Below are 17,064 nucleotides of genomic sequence, written 5' to 3'. Positions count from 1 at the left end.
AGTGTATGCGAACGGAAACGAAGGTCCTCGTGTTCGAGGTCGGCATGGCGCTGTTCGGTCTGATCGCAGTCCTCTCCGGCCGACGGTTACAGCGTCAGTACGACGAAATCCCAGGGCCGGAGGCGTTTTCGCTTCGACAGACCATCTCAGGGGCGATATCGGCAGTCGTACTCTCATACACCGACGACCACGACATCGGGGGGATTCGTCGGAGCCGTACGCGACAGCTCCTGTTCGCGATCGGCTGGAACCTCCTCGTTCGCAAACTCGATCCCGAGTTCGAGTGGTCGTTCGGGTTCGGGAGCGTGCTCGGCACGCTTCTTTATCGTGTGTGGTTCGGGATCGTCCGCCCGATCCCCGAGCCCCGATTGAACTACCGGGGGTTCCTGCGGCGACGGAGCTGACCGGGTATTAGTGCAGTCTCCGCGAGCGACCGTAGGGAGCGAGGATCGTTTCGGTGCAGGTTCTGCTAGCGAACGAAGCGAGTGAGCACAGCAAAGGGCGCGTGCTAAAAGGTGGGATTTATAACCGTCACGGGGTAATTCGTCGGTACGACTATGCCGAGTTCAAACGGACCCCTCAACGGCACACGTAAGAAGCTCTCGAACCACCCGCGTGAGCGTGGGACCTCCCCGCCACAGCGCGCCGTCGCCGAGTACGAGGAGGGCCAGCGCGTCCACCTCAAGATCGACGCCAGCGTCCCCGACGGTCGGTTCCACCCCCGGTTCAACGGCCACACCGGCGTGATCTCGGGCGAACAGGGGACCGCCTACACGGTCGAGATCACCGACGGCGGCAAGGAAAAGACGATCATCGCGAAGCCCGCCCACCTGCGCGCTCAGGAATGACGATCTTCAAGCAGGTGCTCGGCGAGGAGTATCTCACGGTCTCGGAGGCCAAGGCGCTGCTCTCGGACGTCGAGGCCGAGCGCGCCGCCGACCCCGAACGCGAGATGCGCTACGAACTCGCGCGCGCGATCGAGCACGTCAACCGCTTCGCGGTCCTTCCGCCGGAGGACGCCAACGCGCTCGTCTCGGACCTCCGCGAGCTCGAGAAGGTCGACGAGGCGACCGCCTACAAGATCGCCGACCTCCTCCCCCGGGACCGCGACGAACTGCGCTCGGTGTACGCCCAGGAGCGCTACTCGCTCTCGGGCGACGAACTCGACGAGGTCCTGAACGTCGTCTCGCAGTACGCCTGATCGGCCGACTCTTTAAGTGGGGCCTTCGCGTACGTCCGCCATGAGCGAGAGCGACGCTCCCCCCGAAGAGGACGCGATCGTCCTCGATTACCTCCCGCATGGCCGGGCCGACGACGACCGGCCGAGCTACCAGAAGCCGCCGCTCGCGTTCGCCCTCGACAGCGACCAGTTCTCCCTCCACGAGCTGACGCTCGACGACGACGCCGACGTCAAGATCGGCGACTGGCTCGACCTCTCGGAGCCGCCCGAGGGCGTCGAGCGGGTCCGCGACGTCGAGTACGGCGACCTCTCGAGCGGCGCCCGCTCGGAGATCGAGTACGTCATCGAGGACCTCATCGAGGAGGAGGAGGACCGGTTCGTCTCCTTCTACAACGACGCCCAGCCGATCACGCTGCGGCTCCACCAGCTCAACCTGCTGCCGGGAATCGGCAAGAAGCTCAGGAACTCCATCCTCGACGAGCGAAAGCGAAAGCCCTTCGAGAGCTTCGAGGAGCTCGACGACCGGGTGACGGGGCTGCACGACCCGAAGGGCGTGCTCGCCGACCGGATCCTCGAGGAGCTGCGCGAGGACGAGCTCAAATACCGGCTGTTCGTCCGCGAGGAATAGCGAGGGGTTTACAGCAGGCGCCCGTCTACCCCCGCGGAATGAGGGATCCCGACGGGCTGCTCGCCCGTGCCGGCGTTCGGGGCGACCCGGACGTCGACCAGCACTTCCTGATCGACGACCGCGTGCTCGATCGTCTCCCCGGCTACGCGAGCGAGGTCGACGCCGACCTCGAGGACGTCCTCGAGGTCGGCGCCGGCACCGGCGCGCTCACCGATCGACTCTGTCGAACGGCCGACCACGTCACCGCGATCGAGCGCGACCCGGATCTGGTTTCCTTCCTCCGCCGGGAGTTCGACGAGGAGATCGACGCGGGCCGGCTGGAGGTCCTCGAGGGCGACGCCCTCGAACTCGACCTGCCGGCGTTCACCGCCTGCGTCTCGAACCTGCCGTACGGCGTCTCCAGCGGGATCGCGTTCCGGCTGTTCCCCGAGAAGCGCCCGCTCGTGTTGATGTTCCAGAGGGAGTTCGCCGAGCGGATGGTCGCGGAGCCGGACACGCCGGAGTACGGTCGGCTATCGGTCTCGACCCAGCACTACGCCGACCCCGAGATCGTCGAGACGGTCCCCAAGGAGGCGTTCTCCCCGCCGCCGGCCGTCGAGAGCGCGGTCGTGCGCGCCCGACCCCGCGACCCCGAGTACACCGTCAGCGACGAGGCCTTCTTCCTGCGGTTCGTCAAGGCGCTGTTCACTCAGCGTAGGAAGACCCTCAGGAACGCGGTCCGCAACACGGGCCACATCTCCGGGCTCGAAGACCCCGAGGCGGTCGTCGAGGCGGCCGACGAGGAGCTGATGAGTCGGCGGGCGGGGACCCTCGCTCCGGCGGAGTTCGCCGCGCTCTGCGAACTGGCGATGGAGCGGGGTGAGCCCGGGTGAACGAGGCGCTCGTCGGGCTGGACGCCCTCGGCGAGCAGTACGCGACGGTCCCCGAACGGCTCGCGATCACGCTGCTGGCGCTCGCGATCGTCTCGTTGATGGCCTGGAGCGTCGCCCGCCTCCGCAGCGAGACCGGCGAGGGTCTCCGATCGGCGGTCCTCGACCTGGCGGGCTCGATCGCGCTCGTGGGTTCCGCCGTCGGCGCGACCGCCGTCGTCATCGGGGTCTGGGGACAGGGGACCACCGTCGCGTTCGCGCTCGCGCGGGCCAACGTCGGCGTCGACACGCTCGGGACCGTCCTGTTGACGATCGGGCTGCTGGTCGGGACGTTCGTCTTCGTGCGCTTTCTCAAAGGGGTGATCGGCGAGCTCCTCGGCGGCCACGACGCGGTCAGCGAGCACCAGATCGAGGTGACCTACCGCATTACGCAGGTCGGGACCTACCTGCTCGCGCTCCTCGTCGTCCTCGGGATCTGGAACGTCGACCTGAGCGGGCTGCTGATCGGTGCCGGCGTCCTCGGAGCAGTCCTCGGACTCGCGGCCCAGCAGACGCTCGCGTCGATCTTCGCGGGGTTCGTCCTCATGTTCTCGCGGCCCTTCGAGATCGGCGACTGGGTACAGATCGGCGACAACGAGGGGATCGTCAGCGACATCACGATCGTCAGTACCCGCATCCAGACCGCGGACGGCGAGTACGCGATCCTCCCCAACGACGAGGTGGGCAGCCGGACGATCATCAACCACTCCCGGAAGGGGCGACTCCGCCTGCAGGTCTCGGTGGGCGTCGACTACGACACCGATCTCGACCGGGCGGAGGCGGTCATCCGCGAGGCGATCTCGGACATCGACCGGCTGATGCGCGTGCCGACGCCGCAGGTCGTGGTCACGGGATTCGGCGACTCGGCGATCGAGTTCGACGTCCGCTTCTGGATCGACAAGCCGAGCGCCCGCCGGCGCTGGCGCGCGAAGCAGGCGGTGATCAAGTCGATCACCGAGGCGTTCCGCCGCGAGGGGATCACCATCCCGTACCCCCAGCGCGAGCTCTCGGACCGCGAGGGGGCGTTCGAGGGGCTCGGGGAACCGCCAGAGGCGCCGGACGCGACCCCACAGGCCGACGGGGGTGAGGAATGACCCGCGACCTCGCCGAGCGCCGCGGGGTCGAGACCGAGGTCTACGGCGCCGCCGAGGACTCACAGCTGCTCGCGGAGGCCGCCGCCGAGGCGATCGAGCCCGGCTGGACCGTCCTCGACTGTGGCACCGGCTCGGGCCACGTCGGCGGGGCGGTCGCCGACGCGGGCGACGTGCGCGTGATCGCCTCCGACCTTAACCCCCACGCCTGCCGGCGGGCGCAGGATCGAGGACTGGAAGCCGTTCGGGCCGACCTGCTCGCGCCCTTCCGTGCGGACGCCTTCGACGCCGTCCTGTTCAACCCGCCGTACCTGCCGACCGACCCCGAGAACGAGTGGAACGACTGGATGGAGGTCGCGCTCTCGGGCGGCGAGTCGGGCCGCGAGGTGATCGATCCGTTCCTCGACTCGGTAGGGAGAGTGCTCGCGCCCGACGGGATCGTGCTGTTGCTCGTGAGCAGCCTCACGGGGTTCGAGGACGTCCTCGAGTACGCCGAAAAACGCGGGTTCGAGGCGAACGTCGTAAACGAGGAGTCGTTTCCCTTCGAGACGCTGTCGGTGGTGAAGCTACGCCGTTAGGCCATCGGGAACAGCGTCGAGAGCACCATGATGATGATGAAGCCCGTGATCGAGATGATCGTCGTCAGCACGGTCCAGATCTGAAGCGTCTCGATCTGGGTGAGCCCGCCGATCTCCTTGATGACCCAGAAGCCGCTGTCGTTGAACCACGAGCAGATGTTCCCACCCGCGCCGATGATCAGCGCGAGGTAGACCGGGTGGACGGTCAGGTCGGGAACCAGCGGCGCCATGATTCCCGCGGTGGTGAGCATCGCGACCGTCGCCGAGCCCTGGGCGATGCGGATCGTCGCCGCGATGACGAAGCCGGCGATCAGCAGCGGGATCCCGATGTCCGCGAAGAGGGTCGCGATGTAGTCGCCGATACCGGCCTCCGCGAGCGTCGCACCGAAGGCACCACCCGCTGCGGTGATCGCCGCGATGTGCCCGCCGCTCTTGAGCGACTCGACCAACTCGTCCGCCCACGTATCGCGATCGAGCGCGCGGATCCGATAGAAGGTGAGCGCCGCCGCGAACGCCGCCGCCGTCAGCGCGAAGTTCGCGTTGCCGAGGAAGCTCGTGATCGCGACGAGCGGCGAGTTCTCGGCGACGAGTTCGAGGTCGACGAGATAGTCGACCGTCGTGTTCGACGCGATGAGCACGATCGCGAGCGTGATCGGGAGTGTCGCCTCGACCATTCCCGGAAGCTTCTCGGTCGGACGCTCCGCCATCTCCTGCATCTTCTCGGCGGACGAACCCATCGATTCGCGAAGCGGGATGTCGTCGATTCGCTCGTTGATCCAGTGGCCGTAGAGGACGCCCGCGACCACCGCGGTCGGCACCGCCACGAGAAAGCCGATCAGCATGACGATCCCGAGGTCGACGCCGAGCTCGAGCGCGACCGCGAGCGGCCCCGGCGTCGGCGGCACGAACACGTGGGTCGTCGCCGCGCCGGCGCCGACGACGGTGATGAACAGCGCGTAGTCCCGACCGGTCCGTGCGCGCATCGACCGGGCCAACGGTGCCATCAGGAAGAAGACGTTGTCGAAGAAGACGGGGATCGAGAGCGCGCTCGAAGAGCCCCACAACGCGAGATACGAGCGTTCCTCGCCGGTCAGCGACTGGAACCCCCGCACGACCCGTTCAGCGGCGCCGCTTTCCATCATCGTCTTGCCGATCACCGCCGCCATCAGGATCGGGATCCCGACGCCGACCATCGTCTCGCCGAACGCTTCCGCCGTCGCCTCCGGAACCTCCCCGAACGGGATCTGTGCGGTCGCGGCGCCGACGATCAACGTCGCGACGACCAGTCCGAGAAAGGCGGGTACCTTGAGCCAAACGAGCAGCAGGACGACGGCCACCAGGCCGATGCCGAACACCAACACGGGGTTCTCTAACATGTGTTCGACGGCCCGACTACGACGGTAAATAAATTATGATGTTAGTATCGGACCGGGTCCCTTTCGGTCCGGGTATAACTACAGAGCATCAAACAGGATGGGAAATATTAAACAGTCGTATCTCGAAGCGGTATGCAGATGACCGTAGTCACGACGACACCGGGGCTGTATCCGCTGCCCGATTGGGCGAAGGAGGCCCTCTCGGGGCTGAAAGGCCACCAGAAGCACGACTTGATCGGCGGCGACGAGGGCGGGGAGATCGCCGACGCGTACGGCGACGTCCGCGAGGAGCTGTTGGTCGACCAGACCGAGGCCGGTCTCGATCTGGTTACCGAGGGCCAGGCACGCTGGGACGACATGCTTGCCCATCCGCTGGCGGTCCACGATAACGTCGAGACCCGCGGGATCGTCCGCTACTACGACAACAACAACTTCTATCGCGACCCCGTCGTCACGGGCGAACTGACCGAGAGCGGCGACGTCGCGCGCGAACTGGAGGCCGCAAGCGAGTTCACCGACTCGCTGCAGGCCGTGCTTCCCGGCCCGTACTCGCTCGCGGACCTCGCGAGCAACGAACACTACCGGGAGGACGACTTCCTCGACGCGGTCGCGGAGTTCCTCGCCGGCGAGGTCGAGGCGTTCCCGGCCCACGAGACGCTCTTTCTCCTCGAGCCCTCTCTTGTCGAGAACGCGCCCGGAGACGGCGAGGACGAGCGGGCAAGCGAGGCGATCGACCGCGTGGCCGCGGCGACCGACGCCGAGGTCGTCGTCCACACCTACTGGGGGGCACTGGAGGAGAAGGTCCACGCCCACCTGCTCGACGCCGACGTCGACGCCATCGGCTACGACTTCGTCAGCGACGTCGACGACAACCTCTACAACATCCAGGAGTACGGCACCAAGGACTCGGTCGCGCTGGGCCTGCTCGACGGCCAGAACACGCGCGTCGAGAGCCCCGAGACGATCGCGGAACGGATCGACTGGATCGGCGAGCGCCTGCCCGCCCAGGAGTTCGACACAACCTACGTGACGACCAACACCGAGCTGTTCTACCTGCCCGAGAACAAATATAAGGAGAAGCTCGCGGCGCTGGGCGAGGTCGCCGCGCGCACGGAGGTGACGGCATGAAACGAGATCAGTTCCGCCGGCCGGACCACGCGAACGAGACGTTCATCATGACGACCGTGGTGGGGAGCTACCCCAAGCCCAAGTGGCTCCACCGGGTCCGGGACCTCTGGGAGGACGAGGAGAGCGACTTCGACGACGAGAACTGGGACGAGGCGACCGACGACGCCGCCCGCGTCATCACCGACGAACACGAGCGGGCGGGCCTCGACGTGCTGGTCGACGGCGAAGTTCGACGAAACGAGATGGTCGAGTTCTTCGCCCACCGGATCGAGGGCTACGAGTTCAACGGCCCCGTGAAGGTCTGGGGGCACAACTACTTCGACAAGCCCTCGGTCACCCGCGAGGTCGCCTACGACGAGAGCTGGCTGGTCGACGAGTACGAGTTCGCCGCCGAACTGACCGATCGTCCGGTGAAGGTCCCGATCACGGGCCCCTACACGCTCGCGAACTGGTCGTTCAACGAGGCCTACGAGACCGAGGAGGAGCTCGTCTACGATCTGGCCGATCTGGTCAACGAGGAGATCGAGAAGCTGGTCGACGCCGGTGCGCGCTACATCCAGATCGACGAGCCCGCCCTGGCCACGACGCCCGATGACCACGCGATCGTCGGCGAGGCGCTCGAACGCATCGCCGAGGACATCCACGAGGACGTCTACCTCGGCCTGCACGTCTGCTACGGCGACTACTCGCGGATCTACCCCGAGATCCTCGACTACCCGGTCGACGAGTACGACCTCGAGCTCGCGAACGGCGACTACGAGCAGCTCGACGTCTTCACCGACCACGAGTTCACGGGCAATCTCGCGCTGGGCGTCACGGACGTCCACGTCGCGGAGGTCGAGTCGGTGGCGGAGATCAAGGAGAACATCAAGAAAGGCCTCGAGGTCGTTCCTGCCGATCGGCTGACGATCTCGCCCGACTGCGGGCTGAAGCTGCTTCCCCGCGACGTCGCCTACGGCAAGATGGCGAACATGGTGCAGGCCGCCCGCGAGATCGAAGCCGAGATCGACCGCGGCGAGATCGAGGTCTCGCGCACGCCCGCGAGCGCGGACTGACCTGATCCGCCGACCGCGACCTGCGTCCCTTTTACCCGCGAGCCCGTTTCGAACCGTATGAGCTACGACGAGCTGGCCGAGGCGCTCGCGAACGACGCCGGGGAACGGACGATCACGGCGTTCCCCGATGGGAGCGTCGACGTCTACTACAGTGCCTACGACGCCCACGGCGAGCCCATCGAGGACCGCGGGACGTTCGCAGAGCGGCTCGTCGAGGACCCGCCGGCGTTCCCCGTCACCCGCGAGTCGACCGAGCCCGGCGGGCAGGCGGTCAACATGGCGATCCAATCTGACGCGCTCGGCGACCGGACGAGCCTGTTCGGCCACCTCGACGACCCCGTTCTCGCGGACTGGGGGTTCGAGACGACCTCGATGGGCGATCCCTCACGGGTGGAGGTCTACCCGATGGACGAGGACGTGCTGTTCGCCGAACGTTCCGAGGAGCTGGGCGACTGGGTGTTCGACGATCTCCGGACCGTCGCGGACGACTTCGAGGGGGCGTTCGAGGCAGACGCGGTCTGCTGTGGCAACTGGCCCTCCGCCCCGGGGTTGACCGGGGCGTTCCGGGAGCTCGCCGATTCAGCGATCGACGGCGGGGTCCTCGTGTTCGACCCCGGCCCGATCTCGGTCCGATCCGGCGGGGAGATCCGCGAGCTGTTCGACGCGCTCTCGGCGCTCGAGGGGATCTACGACGTCGTCCTGAGCGTCAACGGCTCGGAGCTCCGGACCGCGACGGCCGTCCTCGGAGCGGGCGGCGACGGCCGCGAGGGGGTCGTCGCCCTGCGCGAGGAGCTCGGGGTCACGGGGGTCGTGCTCCACACGGCCGACGAGGCGCTCGCCGCTACCGCGGAGGGCGTCATCGAGGTGCCGAACCGCTCGGTCGACGAGCCGGCCCGGGAGACGGGGGCGGGCGACCGGTTCACCGCCGGCCTCGCCCACGCGCTCGCTCACGAGTGGGACTGGGAGCTCGCACTCGCGCTCGGAAACGTCTGTGGCGCCTACTACGTCGAGAACGCCGAGACCGCCGACCGGGAGGCGCTCATCGAGTGGCTCTGAGCTTGCGCTTCCAGGCGAAACGGCTACGTCGCCCACCGAAAAACGCCCGGACATGGGAACGCGCTACGAGGAAGGCGACGTCGTTGCGACGCCCGACGGCCGTGGGGTCGTCGCGGCGGTCCTCACGGAGACGTTCTACTTCCCTCGAGAAGGTGGCGAGGACGAGTACGAGCAGGTGACGGCCACGGACGACCAACCGGCCTACGTCGTCGGCCTCGAGTCGGTCGGCTCGGCTCCCTATCGCGCCTCCGCGCTCGAGGCGAGCAGTCTGGACGACGAGGAAAGCGACGTCCCGGAGGTCGAAGGCGAGCGCCTGGCCGACACCATCGACGAGGAGGTAAACGGGCTGGACTCGCTGCCCGAGGGCTGGGACCGCGAGAGCGTCCTCGAGTACTGGGAGGGGATCGGCGGCTCCTGGGAGGAGTGCGTCGACGACATGGAAGAGGAGTTCGGCGAGGACCGAGCGAAACAGCACTGCTCGGCGATGAAGGACGAGGTGCTACGGACCGAGCGGTGGCGCAACCGGTTTTAGAAGGGTTGCGATCGAAGGCATAGCCGATAGCATCGATCCGTGAGTCAGTCTCGCCCATGTCACGAGCAGCGACGCCGTACGAGTCGGGCGACGTCGTCGCGACGCCGGACGGCCGTGGGGTCGTCCTCGCGACGCGAGCCGAGGGTTTCTCGTTTCCCCAAGAGGGCCACGACCACGCCGACGTCGAGGCCAGCCCCGAGCGACCCGCCTTCGTGGTCGCCCTCGAGGAGGGGGGCTCGGCGACGTACAGGGAAGGGGCGCTCGAGCCCACGACCTTCGGCGAGACGGACCTCCCCGAGCCGAAGGACGAGCGGGTGACGGACGTCGTCGACGAGGAGGTCGACAGCGGCGATCGCCTGCCGGAGGGGATGGATCGCCGGGAGGCCCTCGAGTACTGGTCGGACCTCGGGGGCTCCTGGAGCGCCTGCGTCTCCGATCGCGAGGACGAGCTCGGCGAACAGGAGGCGGAGGCCCAGTGTACCGCGATCAAGGACCTGCTCTCGGGCACCGAGCGCTGGCGCGAACACTTCTGAAACCTCGCTTTTCAGCCGGGACGGTCGACCCTCGGATCGCGCCCGGAGGCCTCGGTTCGGGGCCCCCTGACAGTTAAGTAGGTCTGTGCGTCTATTCGAGTCGATGACCGTACCAACGCAGACGCTGCCGAGCGGCGACTCGATCCCCGGAATCGGCCTCGGAACCTGGGACATCGAGGGCGAGACCGTCGAGGAGTCCGTGCGTGCGGCGCTCGATGCCGGCTATACGCATATCGACACCGCCGAGGGCTACATGAACGAATCCGAGATCGGCTCCGTGCTGGCCGAACACGACCGCGAGGACGTCTTTCTCACCTCGAAGGTGCTCCCGTCGAACCTCGCCTACGAATCGGTCATCGAGGCGTGTGAGGCCTCGTTGGACCGGCTGGGGACCGACTACCTCGACCTGTACCTGATCCACTGGCCCAACCCCGCGATCTCGCTGCGCGAGACGCTGAACGGGATGGCACGGCTCCACGAACGCGGGCTGGTCCGAAACGTCGGCGTCTCGAACTTCAGCGCCTACCAGCTCAGCGCCGCCCACCACGTCTCGGACGTCCCGATCGCCGTCAACCAGATCGAGTTCCACCCCTGGTTCCAGCGCCCCGATCTCGTCGAGTACTGTCGGGAGACCGGGACAACCATCGAGGCCGCGGCACCGCTCGCCCGGACGGGGGTCTTCGACGACGAGACGATCGGGGAGCTCGCCGAGAAATACGACAGATCCGCCGCACAGGTCGCCCTCCGGTGGGCGGTCGAGAAGGACGTCGTCGTCCTGCCCAAGTCCTCCTCGCCTGAACACGTCCGCGACAACGTCGGGGTGTTCGACTGGGAGCTTGACGAGGAGGATCACCGTCGCCTCGACGGGATCGACCGCGACCAGCCCTGTTACGACACCGGGGCCCGCGATTGGAGTCGCGACGTGTACGGTATCTCGCAGTAAAACGGTAAAAACGGTCGCCGCAGCGATCGGACTACTCGTAGAGCCAGGTCTCGTCGACCCGCTCGTAGTCCAGCAGCTCGTCGTCGTCGAAGAACAGCTCGATCTCGCGCTCGTTGGCGCCCTCGTCCTCGTGGTCCGAGCCGTGGATGACGTTACGACCCAGATCGAGCCCGAAGTCGCCACGGATCGTGCCGGGCGCCGAGTCTGCGGGGTCGGTCTCGCCCATCATCCGCCGGACCTGCCGCGTGGCGTCCTGGCCCTCCCAGACCATCGCGAAGACCGGGCCGGCGGTGATGAAGTCGACGAGCCCCTCGAAGAAGGGCTTGTCCTCGTGCTCGCCGTAGTGTTCGTGGGCGAGCTCCTCGTCGATACGCATGAACTTCCCGCCGACGAGCTTCAGCCCGCGCTCCTCGAAGCGCGAGACGATCTCGCCGATCAAGCCACGCTGCACGCCGTCGGGCTTGACCATCACGAAGGTGCGCTCGTGGTCCTCGCTCATTCTTCGGTCTCCTCGCTGTCCTCGTCCTCGACGGTTTCGGCCTGCTCGGCGCCGTCGTCGCTCTCGACGTCGCCGTCGTCGGCGGTGGCCTCCTCTGCGGCCTCCTCGTCGGTCTCGATCGTCGCTTCTTCCTCGGTCCCGGCGGCCTCGGTGCCGACGTCGCCGGCGTCCGCGGCGGTGGACTCGGCGTGTGCGTCGCGCTTCTCCTGGGCCTGGGCGCGCCCCTCCTTCTCGGCGCGGCCGGCGGCGGTCCACTCCAGATCCCGGGCCTCGCGCCCGAGGAAGTAGTTCTTCTCCGCTTTCGAGTCGACGAAGTTGAGCACGGTGCCGTCGGTCCGGACGAACATGATGCCCGTACCGGGTTCGATCTCCTCGCCGCTGTAGTCGCAGGTGCGTGTCTCGACCATTACTGTCCTCCGATGGAGTCGGCCTCCCGGGCGGTCTCGCGGAGCTGCAGCACGTCGCCCTCGCGGACCGGGCCCAGGACGTTTCGCGTGATGATGCGTCCCTGGTTCTCGCCCTCCTGGATGCGGCACTTGACCTGCATGGCCTCGCCGTGCATCCCCGTCTTGCCGACGACCTCGATGACCTCGGCGGACGTGGAGTCGTTGGCGGATTCTTCTGCGCTCATTGGTTATCTCAGCGGAGCTCCTCGACCTTCCCACCGATGTCCTCGACGTCGTCCTCGGCGTCGCCGGCGTCCGTGATGGCGGCGGCGGCGCTCCCGACCTCGAGGCCGGCCGCGTGGCCGACGTCGTCCTGGGTCTCGACGAAGACGAACGGGATGCCCTTCTCGTCGGCGAGCTCGGGGAGGTGCAGCACGATCTCCTCGGGCTGGACGTCCTCGGCGATGACGACGAGCGAGGCGTTGCCGCGCTCGATGGCTTTGGTCGTTTCGTTGGTACCTTTCTTCACCGAACCTGTGTCTCGGGCGACCTCGAGGGCCTCGAGGGCGTCCTCCTGAAGGTCGGCCGGGACGTCGAAGTTGACGTATACTGGCATTGTGATCTCCTCCTGCACGCGGGCTCTCGCTCCCCTGCCTGTATAGATCCTAAACGGCTAGGAGCGTCATGACCCCGCGCAGGCTGTAGACTCGAATAGCGCACCACCCCATAAAAGCGTGTTCAAACGATAGAGGGCGTGTGATCCCGGCGCACGGAAATAGACGCGAGAGATTTCCCGGTGAAAGAAAGACGGACGGCGACGAACAATCGAAGTGAACGAGGCGATGGCCGACGGATGGGAAACGGCCATACGCCGGCCCCTCCAAGCCGGGGCATGGACCCCGCTTCGGTCGCCGCCCGCCTCCTCGCGGAGGCCCGCGAAACGAACGAGCGCCGACTGCTCGTGCTCGCCGGCGACCGCGAACGGTGTTTCTCCACGCTGCGGACGGTCCTCGAGGCCCTATCCGTGGGCGTGACCGACACCGTCCTCGTGAGCGATCGGGACGCCCTCCCCTGCGAACGGGTCGACCCCAAGCGAACCGCCGAGCTGCTGGGCACCACTCGCGAGATCGTCGTCTACGACGCCCACGACGCGCTACTCCCCAACGCCCTCGGGCAGTTGAGCGGCGTCGTCGACGGTGGCGGCCTGCTGGTCCTGCTCGCGCCCGACCTCGAGGGGTGGCCCGACCGACGCGACGGCTTCGACGGTTCGCTCGCGGTCCCACCGTTCGGGGTCAGGGAGGTGTCCGGGCGCTTTCGCGGCCGGCTGATCGACCTCCTGTACGCCCATCCGGGGATCGGGATCGTCGACGTCGACTCGGGGGGGATCGAACGCGACGGGCTGACCCACCCGGCCCCGCGGATCGGTTCGAGCGGGAACCGAACCGAGATCCCCGACGAACACGCCTTTTCCCGGCGGGCCTACGAGGCCTGTCTGACCGGCGACCAGGCCGAGGCCCTTCGCACGCTCGAATCGCTCCGGGAGGGCCGGCGGGCGGTCGTGGTCGAGGCCGACCGGGGACGGGGAAAGTCGAGCGCCGCGGGGCTCGCCGCGGGCGCGCTGGCCGCCGAGGGCCACGACGTGCTCGTGACCGCCCCCGACGCCCGGAACGTCATGGAAGTATTCGCGCGCGCACGCGAACTCCTCGATGGCGAGGGGCTCGCGGACCCGGACGGGGAGCGCCCCCTGGAGACCGCCACCGGGGGCCGGGTCCGGTTCGCGCCGCCCGCGGCCGCGGCGGGCGAGGAGCCCGACGTCCTGATCGTCGACGAGGCGGCGGCGCTGCCGGTACGAGTGCTCGAGGGATTCCTCGCGGTCGATCGGGTCGCGTTCGTCACGACGATCCACGGCTACGAGGGGGCCGGCCGGGGCTTCTCGGTTCGCTTTCGCGATCGACTGGAGGAGGGTGACCACGAGACCCATTCGGTGTCGATGGCCGACCCCATCCGCTATGCCGCGGGCGACCCGCTCGAGATCTGGGCGTTTCGCGCCCTGCTGCTCGACGCGCGCCCGCCCGTCGAGCCGCTGGTCGCGGATGCGAGCCCCGAAACGGTCGAATATCGCGCCCTCTCGAAGGGCGACCTCGCGGGCGACGAGCGGCTGCTCCGGGAGACGTTCGGCCTGCTCGTCGCGGCCCACTACCGGACCGAGCCCGACGACCTCGCGCGCCTGCTCGACGCGCCGAACCTCGCGGTCCGCGCGCTGATCCACGATGGCCACGTCGCGAGCGTCGCGCTGCTTGCCCGCGAGGGCGGCCTCGGTCCCGACACGCGGCGGGAGCTCTACGACGGCGGCCGAGTTCGAGGAAACATGATCCCCGATCTCCTGACGAGCCAGCTACGCGACGAGAGCGCGGGAGAGACGGTCGGATGGCGGGTCATGCGGATCGCGACCCACCACGCGGCCCGTTCGCGCGGATTGGGGTCGCGGCTGCTCTCGGAGATCCACGGGGAGCTCTCCTCGCGAGCGGACTGGCTCGGCGTCGGCTACGGCGCGACCCCCGAGCTCATCTCCTTCTGGTCGGAGAACGACTTCTCGACGGTCCACCTCTCGACGACGCGCAACGACGCGAGCGGCGAGTACTCCGCCATCATGCTCGCGCCGACAAGCGAGGCGGGCCGCGGGCTCCACGACGCCCACGCCGACTGGTTCGCCGAGCGGGCTGGGGGGATGCTCGCCGACCCGCTCCGGGACGCCGAGCCCGACGTCGTCCGGGCGGCGCTGCGGTCGACTGACGCCCCGCGGAACCCGGCGCTCTCCGAGCGCGCCTGGCGCCACGTCGCGAGCGCCGCCTACGGGTCGGGCGCGTTCGACGCCGCCCCTCACGGGTTCGGGGCGCTCGCACTGGCTCACTTGCTCGACCCCGTCGCCGAGCTCACGGACCGCCAGGAACGCCTGCTCGTGCGCAAAGCCCTGCAGGGCCGTCCCTGGGACCGCGTCACCGACGAGCTGGAGTTCGTCTCGATGCGGATGTGCATGCGCGAACTCGGCGAGGCGTTCAAGCCGTTGGTCGACGAGTACGGGGATGAAGCGGCCCTCGAAGAGAGAGACCGCTACACCGATGACTGAACCCTGTTCCGAGGCCGGCTGCGACCGCTCGGCCGCCGTCCGGCTGCACGTTCCCTGGGCCGACGAGCGGCTGGTCTGTACAGCCCACGCGCGGGTGCTCGCCAGGCAGGACGGCGTCGTCGCCGAACCCCTCGGGGACGCCGACTGGGAGTGATCGCGGTTGAGTCAGGTCAGGGGTGCGCGAAGTACGCCACCGATTCGCTTTTCTCGCCCTCGTCTCGCGGGTCGGACCCGCTCGTCCCGGCCGCGGCGCGTCCCGCCACGCGGTCCACCCGGGCGAACCCGATCCGCTCGAACTGCACGACCTCGTCGACCTCGGACTCGACGAACCCGGGCTCGGCGCGCCCCTCGACGTCGCCGTCCATCGTCCGGAGCCGGACGGGGACGCTCTCGTCGGCGGGCACCCAGTGTATCACGTCGACGCCCCCCTCGCGGACGGCCTCGATATCGTCACCCGTGTACTCGAGGGTGTCGCGTTCGTGGCGGAAACAGCCCAGCCCCTTCAGCCAGACCCGCTCGCCGTGGTCGGGGACGTCGACGGGCTCGATGAGGGCCGCCTCGCCGGCGGGGATGTGGCGCGTGCCCCGGTCCTCGTGGTCGGGGTGGACCGGCGGCTCGGCCGTTTCGGGATGGTCGCCGGTCAGGGGGTACTCGACCCCGTCGCGGACGAGGAAGCGCCGGGTCGCCCCGTCGTCGACGCGCTCGCGGTTCTTCGCGTAGACGCTGCTCATCGCCAGATCGACGTTGCTCGTCGAGGTGCCGAGCTCGACCATTGCCTCGGTGACCGCCTCACCCTCGATGCCCCGCCGGCGGACGCTCTGGAGGGTCGGCGCCCGGGGGTCGTCCCAGCCGTCGAGCTCGCCCTTCCGGATCAGCTCGCCGATGGTCGAGGTCGAGAGCGCCACGTCGTACTCGTCGGTCTGGATGTGTCCCCAGTGAACGACCTCGGGGTACTCCCAGCCGAAGTACTCGTAGACGAACCGCTGGCGCTTCGCCGAGTCCTGCAGGTCGATCCCGCGGATGATGTGGGTGATCCCCTTGAGGTGGTCGTCGACGCCCGACTGGAAGTCGAGCATCGGCCAGCAGCGGTACTCCGCGGCCTCCTCGCGGGGGTGTGGCGTGTCGATGAGCCGGAACGCCACCCAGTCGCGCAGCGCGGGGTTCTTGTGCTCGATGTCGGTCCGAACGCGAAGCACCATCTCGCCCGACTCGTACTCCCCGTCGATCATCGCCTCGAACTCCTCGAGGGTGGTCCCGGCGTCCTTGTCGCGATGCGGACAGGGCCGGCCGTCGTTCTTCAGCTCCGAGAACTCCTCGCCGGGACACGAGCAGGTGTAGGCACCCCCCTTCTCGATGAGCTCGCGGGCGTGCTCGTAGTAGGTCTCGAGCCGATCGGAGGCCTTCATGGTCTCGTCGGGCTCGAACCCGAGGTACTCGATGTCCTCGAGGATGTCGTCGTAGGCCTCGAGGTCGGGGCGTTTGGTCTCGGGGTCCGTGTCGTCGAACCGGACGAGGAACCAGCCGTCGTAGAGCTCCTTGTAGGTCCCGATCACGGCGGGCATCCGGCCGTGGCCGAGATGCCACGGACCGTTGGGGTTGGGCGCACAGCGCATCCGAATCTCCTCGTACTCCTCCGCGTTCGGCAGGTCCGGCAGGACGCGGTCGTCCTCCTCGTCGTCTGCCTCCAGCTCCGCGAGCAGTTCGGGGGCGAGCTCGGCCAGTCGGTCGCGACGTTCCTCGGGCGTAAGGTCGTTGACCCGGGCGATGACCCCGCCAGCGACGCCGGGGATCTCGTCGCCGTGGGGTCGGAACTCGGGGTTCTCGCCCATCAGCGGCCCCATGATCGCGCCCACGTCTGCCTCGCCGCCGTGTTTGACGGCGTTCATCAGCGCGTGTTTCTCGGCCTCCCGCTCGATCCGCTCTCTGAGCTCCTGGTCCATTACCGTCGCTTCGCGCGAACGGGTGAAAAGAAAACTGATCGGGCGTGGAGTAGGTCGCTCGGAGGTCCAGTGGTGTCTGGATCCGGCTGCCCGCGAACGGGGCG

General features: G+C 68.1%; 21 protein-coding genes. 15 read left to right on the top strand and 6 right to left on the bottom strand.

From position 1 onward, the window contains the following. Nucleotides 1-5: 5 nt before the first annotated feature. From WOA58_RS03590 to WOA58_RS03560, 7 genes are all read left to right on the top strand, one after another. Nucleotides 6-404, top strand: a complete 399-nt coding sequence (locus WOA58_RS03590) for a hypothetical protein (protein ID WP_340602784.1) — start codon at nucleotides 6-8, stop codon at nucleotides 402-404. Between the two features lie 153 nt (nucleotides 405-557). Further along, nucleotides 558-848 carry a 50S ribosomal protein L21e gene (locus WOA58_RS03585; protein WP_340602783.1) on the top strand — a complete coding sequence of 97 codons (291 nt, stop codon included), beginning with the start codon at nucleotides 558-560 and terminating at the stop codon, nucleotides 846-848. Then, entirely contained in the window at nucleotides 845-1,201 is a 357-nt protein-coding gene (locus tag WOA58_RS03580) for an RNA polymerase Rpb4 family protein (RefSeq protein WP_340602782.1), read from the top strand. The genes WOA58_RS03585 and WOA58_RS03580 overlap by 4 nt, the downstream gene beginning before the upstream one ends. Before the next feature lie 40 nt (nucleotides 1,202-1,241). Continuing rightward, nucleotides 1,242-1,808, top strand: a complete 567-nt coding sequence (locus WOA58_RS03575; protein WP_340602781.1) for a DUF655 domain-containing protein — start codon at nucleotides 1,242-1,244, stop codon at nucleotides 1,806-1,808. Between the two features lie 38 nt (nucleotides 1,809-1,846). Next, nucleotides 1,847-2,680 carry a 16S ribosomal RNA methyltransferase A gene (locus WOA58_RS03570; protein ID WP_340602780.1) on the top strand — a complete coding sequence of 278 codons (834 nt, stop codon included), beginning with the start codon at nucleotides 1,847-1,849 and terminating at the stop codon, nucleotides 2,678-2,680. Continuing rightward, nucleotides 2,677-3,810, top strand: a complete 1,134-nt coding sequence (locus WOA58_RS03565; RefSeq protein ID WP_340602779.1) for a mechanosensitive ion channel family protein — start codon at nucleotides 2,677-2,679, stop codon at nucleotides 3,808-3,810. Before WOA58_RS03570 ends, WOA58_RS03565 begins: the two co-directional genes overlap by 4 nt. Continuing rightward, complete coding sequence (locus WOA58_RS03560) at nucleotides 3,807-4,385, top strand: HemK2/MTQ2 family protein methyltransferase (protein ID WP_340602778.1); 579 nt, start codon at nucleotides 3,807-3,809, stop codon at nucleotides 4,383-4,385. The genes WOA58_RS03565 and WOA58_RS03560 overlap by 4 nt, the downstream gene beginning before the upstream one ends. Here WOA58_RS03560 and WOA58_RS03555 read toward each other — a convergent pair. Then, the gene (locus tag WOA58_RS03555; RefSeq protein WP_340602777.1) at nucleotides 4,382-5,761 is read right to left on the bottom strand and encodes a GntP family permease; all 1,380 of its coding nucleotides are present in this window, start codon (nucleotides 5,759-5,761) and stop codon (nucleotides 4,382-4,384) included. The two genes, WOA58_RS03560 and WOA58_RS03555, sit on opposite strands and share 4 nt — an antisense overlap. Nucleotides 5,762-5,899: 138 nt before the next feature. Between WOA58_RS03555 and WOA58_RS03550 the strand changes: the two genes are divergently transcribed. The 6 genes from WOA58_RS03550 (at nucleotide 5,900) to WOA58_RS03525 (ending at nucleotide 11,008) form a co-directional block, all read left to right on the top strand. Continuing rightward, complete coding sequence (locus WOA58_RS03550) at nucleotides 5,900-6,889, top strand: 5-methyltetrahydropteroyltriglutamate--homocysteine methyltransferase (protein ID WP_340603118.1); 990 nt, start codon at nucleotides 5,900-5,902, stop codon at nucleotides 6,887-6,889. Further along, the gene (locus tag WOA58_RS03545) at nucleotides 6,886-7,944 is read left to right on the top strand and encodes a methionine synthase (protein ID WP_340602776.1); all 1,059 of its coding nucleotides are present in this window, start codon (nucleotides 6,886-6,888) and stop codon (nucleotides 7,942-7,944) included. The genes WOA58_RS03550 and WOA58_RS03545 overlap by 4 nt, the downstream gene beginning before the upstream one ends. A gap of 57 nt (nucleotides 7,945-8,001) precedes the next feature. Next, nucleotides 8,002-9,000, top strand: a complete 999-nt coding sequence (locus WOA58_RS03540) for a PfkB family carbohydrate kinase (RefSeq protein ID WP_340602775.1) — start codon at nucleotides 8,002-8,004, stop codon at nucleotides 8,998-9,000. A 52-nt stretch (nucleotides 9,001-9,052) separates the two neighbouring features. Beyond that, nucleotides 9,053-9,532 carry a hypothetical protein gene (locus WOA58_RS03535; protein WP_340602774.1) on the top strand — a complete coding sequence of 160 codons (480 nt, stop codon included), beginning with the start codon at nucleotides 9,053-9,055 and terminating at the stop codon, nucleotides 9,530-9,532. A 56-nt stretch (nucleotides 9,533-9,588) separates the two neighbouring features. Then, nucleotides 9,589-10,065: a hypothetical protein gene (locus tag WOA58_RS03530; protein ID WP_340602773.1), complete on the top strand. Its 477-nt coding sequence runs from the start codon at nucleotides 9,589-9,591 to the stop codon at nucleotides 10,063-10,065. Between the two features lie 103 nt (nucleotides 10,066-10,168). After that, on the top strand, nucleotides 10,169-11,008 hold the full coding sequence (locus WOA58_RS03525; protein ID WP_340602772.1) for an aldo/keto reductase: 840 nt from the start codon (nucleotides 10,169-10,171) through the stop codon (nucleotides 11,006-11,008). Between the two features lie 31 nt (nucleotides 11,009-11,039). Here WOA58_RS03525 and ndk read toward each other — a convergent pair whose 3' ends face one another. The 4 genes from ndk to rpl7ae are packed head-to-tail and all read right to left on the bottom strand — an operon-like array spanning nucleotide 11,040 to nucleotide 12,509. After that, nucleotides 11,040-11,507 carry a nucleoside-diphosphate kinase gene (gene ndk / locus WOA58_RS03520; RefSeq protein WP_340602771.1) on the bottom strand — a complete coding sequence of 156 codons (468 nt, stop codon included), beginning with the start codon at nucleotides 11,505-11,507 and terminating at the stop codon, nucleotides 11,040-11,042. Next, nucleotides 11,504-11,914 (bottom strand): 50S ribosomal protein L24e, encoded by a 411-nt coding sequence (locus WOA58_RS03515; RefSeq protein ID WP_340602770.1) that lies wholly within the window; start codon nucleotides 11,912-11,914, stop codon nucleotides 11,504-11,506. Before WOA58_RS03515 ends, ndk begins: the two co-directional genes overlap by 4 nt. Further along, the gene (locus WOA58_RS03510; protein ID WP_122089976.1) at nucleotides 11,914-12,138 is read right to left on the bottom strand and encodes a 30S ribosomal protein S28e; all 225 of its coding nucleotides are present in this window, start codon (nucleotides 12,136-12,138) and stop codon (nucleotides 11,914-11,916) included. Before WOA58_RS03510 ends, WOA58_RS03515 begins: the two co-directional genes overlap by 1 nt. 8 nt (nucleotides 12,139-12,146) lie before the next feature. Next, on the bottom strand, nucleotides 12,147-12,509 hold the full coding sequence (rpl7ae, locus tag WOA58_RS03505; RefSeq protein WP_122089975.1) for a 50S ribosomal protein L7Ae: 363 nt from the start codon (nucleotides 12,507-12,509) through the stop codon (nucleotides 12,147-12,149). Nucleotides 12,510-12,785: 276 nt separating this feature from the next. Here rpl7ae and tmcA point away from each other — a divergent pair, with 276 nt between their 5' ends. Both tmcA and WOA58_RS03495 read left to right on the top strand, forming a co-directional pair. Continuing rightward, nucleotides 12,786-15,020, top strand: a complete 2,235-nt coding sequence (tmcA, locus tag WOA58_RS03500; RefSeq protein WP_340602769.1) for a tRNA(Met) cytidine acetyltransferase TmcA — start codon at nucleotides 12,786-12,788, stop codon at nucleotides 15,018-15,020. Further along, nucleotides 15,013-15,174, top strand: coding sequence for a hypothetical protein (locus WOA58_RS03495; RefSeq protein ID WP_340602768.1), 162 nt, complete (start codon nucleotides 15,013-15,015; stop codon nucleotides 15,172-15,174). Before tmcA ends, WOA58_RS03495 begins: the two co-directional genes overlap by 8 nt. Before the next feature lie 16 nt (nucleotides 15,175-15,190). Here WOA58_RS03495 and WOA58_RS03490 read toward each other — a convergent pair whose 3' ends face one another. Then, nucleotides 15,191-16,960: a glutamate--tRNA ligase gene (locus tag WOA58_RS03490; RefSeq protein WP_340602767.1), complete on the bottom strand. Its 1,770-nt coding sequence runs from the start codon at nucleotides 16,958-16,960 to the stop codon at nucleotides 15,191-15,193. Nucleotides 16,961-17,064: the final 104 nt, after the last annotated feature.

It is taken from the genome of Halalkalicoccus tibetensis (assembly GCF_037996645.1).
GTDB classification, from domain to species: domain Archaea; phylum Halobacteriota; class Halobacteria; order Halobacteriales; family Halalkalicoccaceae; genus Halalkalicoccus; species Halalkalicoccus tibetensis.
The sequence above is the reverse complement of the archived record's forward strand: the minus strand, read 5'-3'. Positions and strand labels throughout refer to the sequence as shown.

Coding starts and splice junctions, on each gene's coding strand:
- WOA58_RS03590 (WP_340602784.1), top strand. CDS start 6: ATGCGAACGGAAACGAAGGTCCTCGTGTTCGAGGTCGGCATGGCGCTG.
- WOA58_RS03585 (WP_340602783.1), top strand. CDS start 558: ATGCCGAGTTCAAACGGACCCCTCAACGGCACACGTAAGAAGCTCTCG.
- WOA58_RS03580 (WP_340602782.1), top strand. CDS start 845: ATGACGATCTTCAAGCAGGTGCTCGGCGAGGAGTATCTCACGGTCTCG.
- WOA58_RS03575 (WP_340602781.1), top strand. CDS start 1,242: ATGAGCGAGAGCGACGCTCCCCCCGAAGAGGACGCGATCGTCCTCGAT.
- WOA58_RS03570 (WP_340602780.1), top strand. CDS start 1,847: ATGAGGGATCCCGACGGGCTGCTCGCCCGTGCCGGCGTTCGGGGCGAC.
- WOA58_RS03560 (WP_340602778.1), top strand. CDS start 3,807: ATGACCCGCGACCTCGCCGAGCGCCGCGGGGTCGAGACCGAGGTCTAC.
- WOA58_RS03555 (WP_340602777.1), bottom strand. CDS start 5,761: ATGTTAGAGAACCCCGTGTTGGTGTTCGGCATCGGCCTGGTGGCCGTC.
- WOA58_RS03550 (WP_340603118.1), top strand. CDS start 5,900: ATGACCGTAGTCACGACGACACCGGGGCTGTATCCGCTGCCCGATTGG.
- WOA58_RS03545 (WP_340602776.1), top strand. CDS start 6,886: ATGAAACGAGATCAGTTCCGCCGGCCGGACCACGCGAACGAGACGTTC.
- WOA58_RS03540 (WP_340602775.1), top strand. CDS start 8,002: ATGAGCTACGACGAGCTGGCCGAGGCGCTCGCGAACGACGCCGGGGAA.
- WOA58_RS03535 (WP_340602774.1), top strand. CDS start 9,053: ATGGGAACGCGCTACGAGGAAGGCGACGTCGTTGCGACGCCCGACGGC.
- WOA58_RS03530 (WP_340602773.1), top strand. CDS start 9,589: ATGTCACGAGCAGCGACGCCGTACGAGTCGGGCGACGTCGTCGCGACG.
- WOA58_RS03525 (WP_340602772.1), top strand. CDS start 10,169: ATGACCGTACCAACGCAGACGCTGCCGAGCGGCGACTCGATCCCCGGA.
- ndk (WP_340602771.1), bottom strand. CDS start 11,507: ATGAGCGAGGACCACGAGCGCACCTTCGTGATGGTCAAGCCCGACGGC.
- WOA58_RS03515 (WP_340602770.1), bottom strand. CDS start 11,914: ATGGTCGAGACACGCACCTGCGACTACAGCGGCGAGGAGATCGAACCC.
- WOA58_RS03510 (WP_122089976.1), bottom strand. CDS start 12,138: ATGAGCGCAGAAGAATCCGCCAACGACTCCACGTCCGCCGAGGTCATC.
- rpl7ae (WP_122089975.1), bottom strand. CDS start 12,509: ATGCCAGTATACGTCAACTTCGACGTCCCGGCCGACCTTCAGGAGGAC.
- tmcA (WP_340602769.1), top strand. CDS start 12,786: ATGGACCCCGCTTCGGTCGCCGCCCGCCTCCTCGCGGAGGCCCGCGAA.
- WOA58_RS03495 (WP_340602768.1), top strand. CDS start 15,013: ATGACTGAACCCTGTTCCGAGGCCGGCTGCGACCGCTCGGCCGCCGTC.
- WOA58_RS03490 (WP_340602767.1), bottom strand. CDS start 16,960: ATGGACCAGGAGCTCAGAGAGCGGATCGAGCGGGAGGCCGAGAAACAC.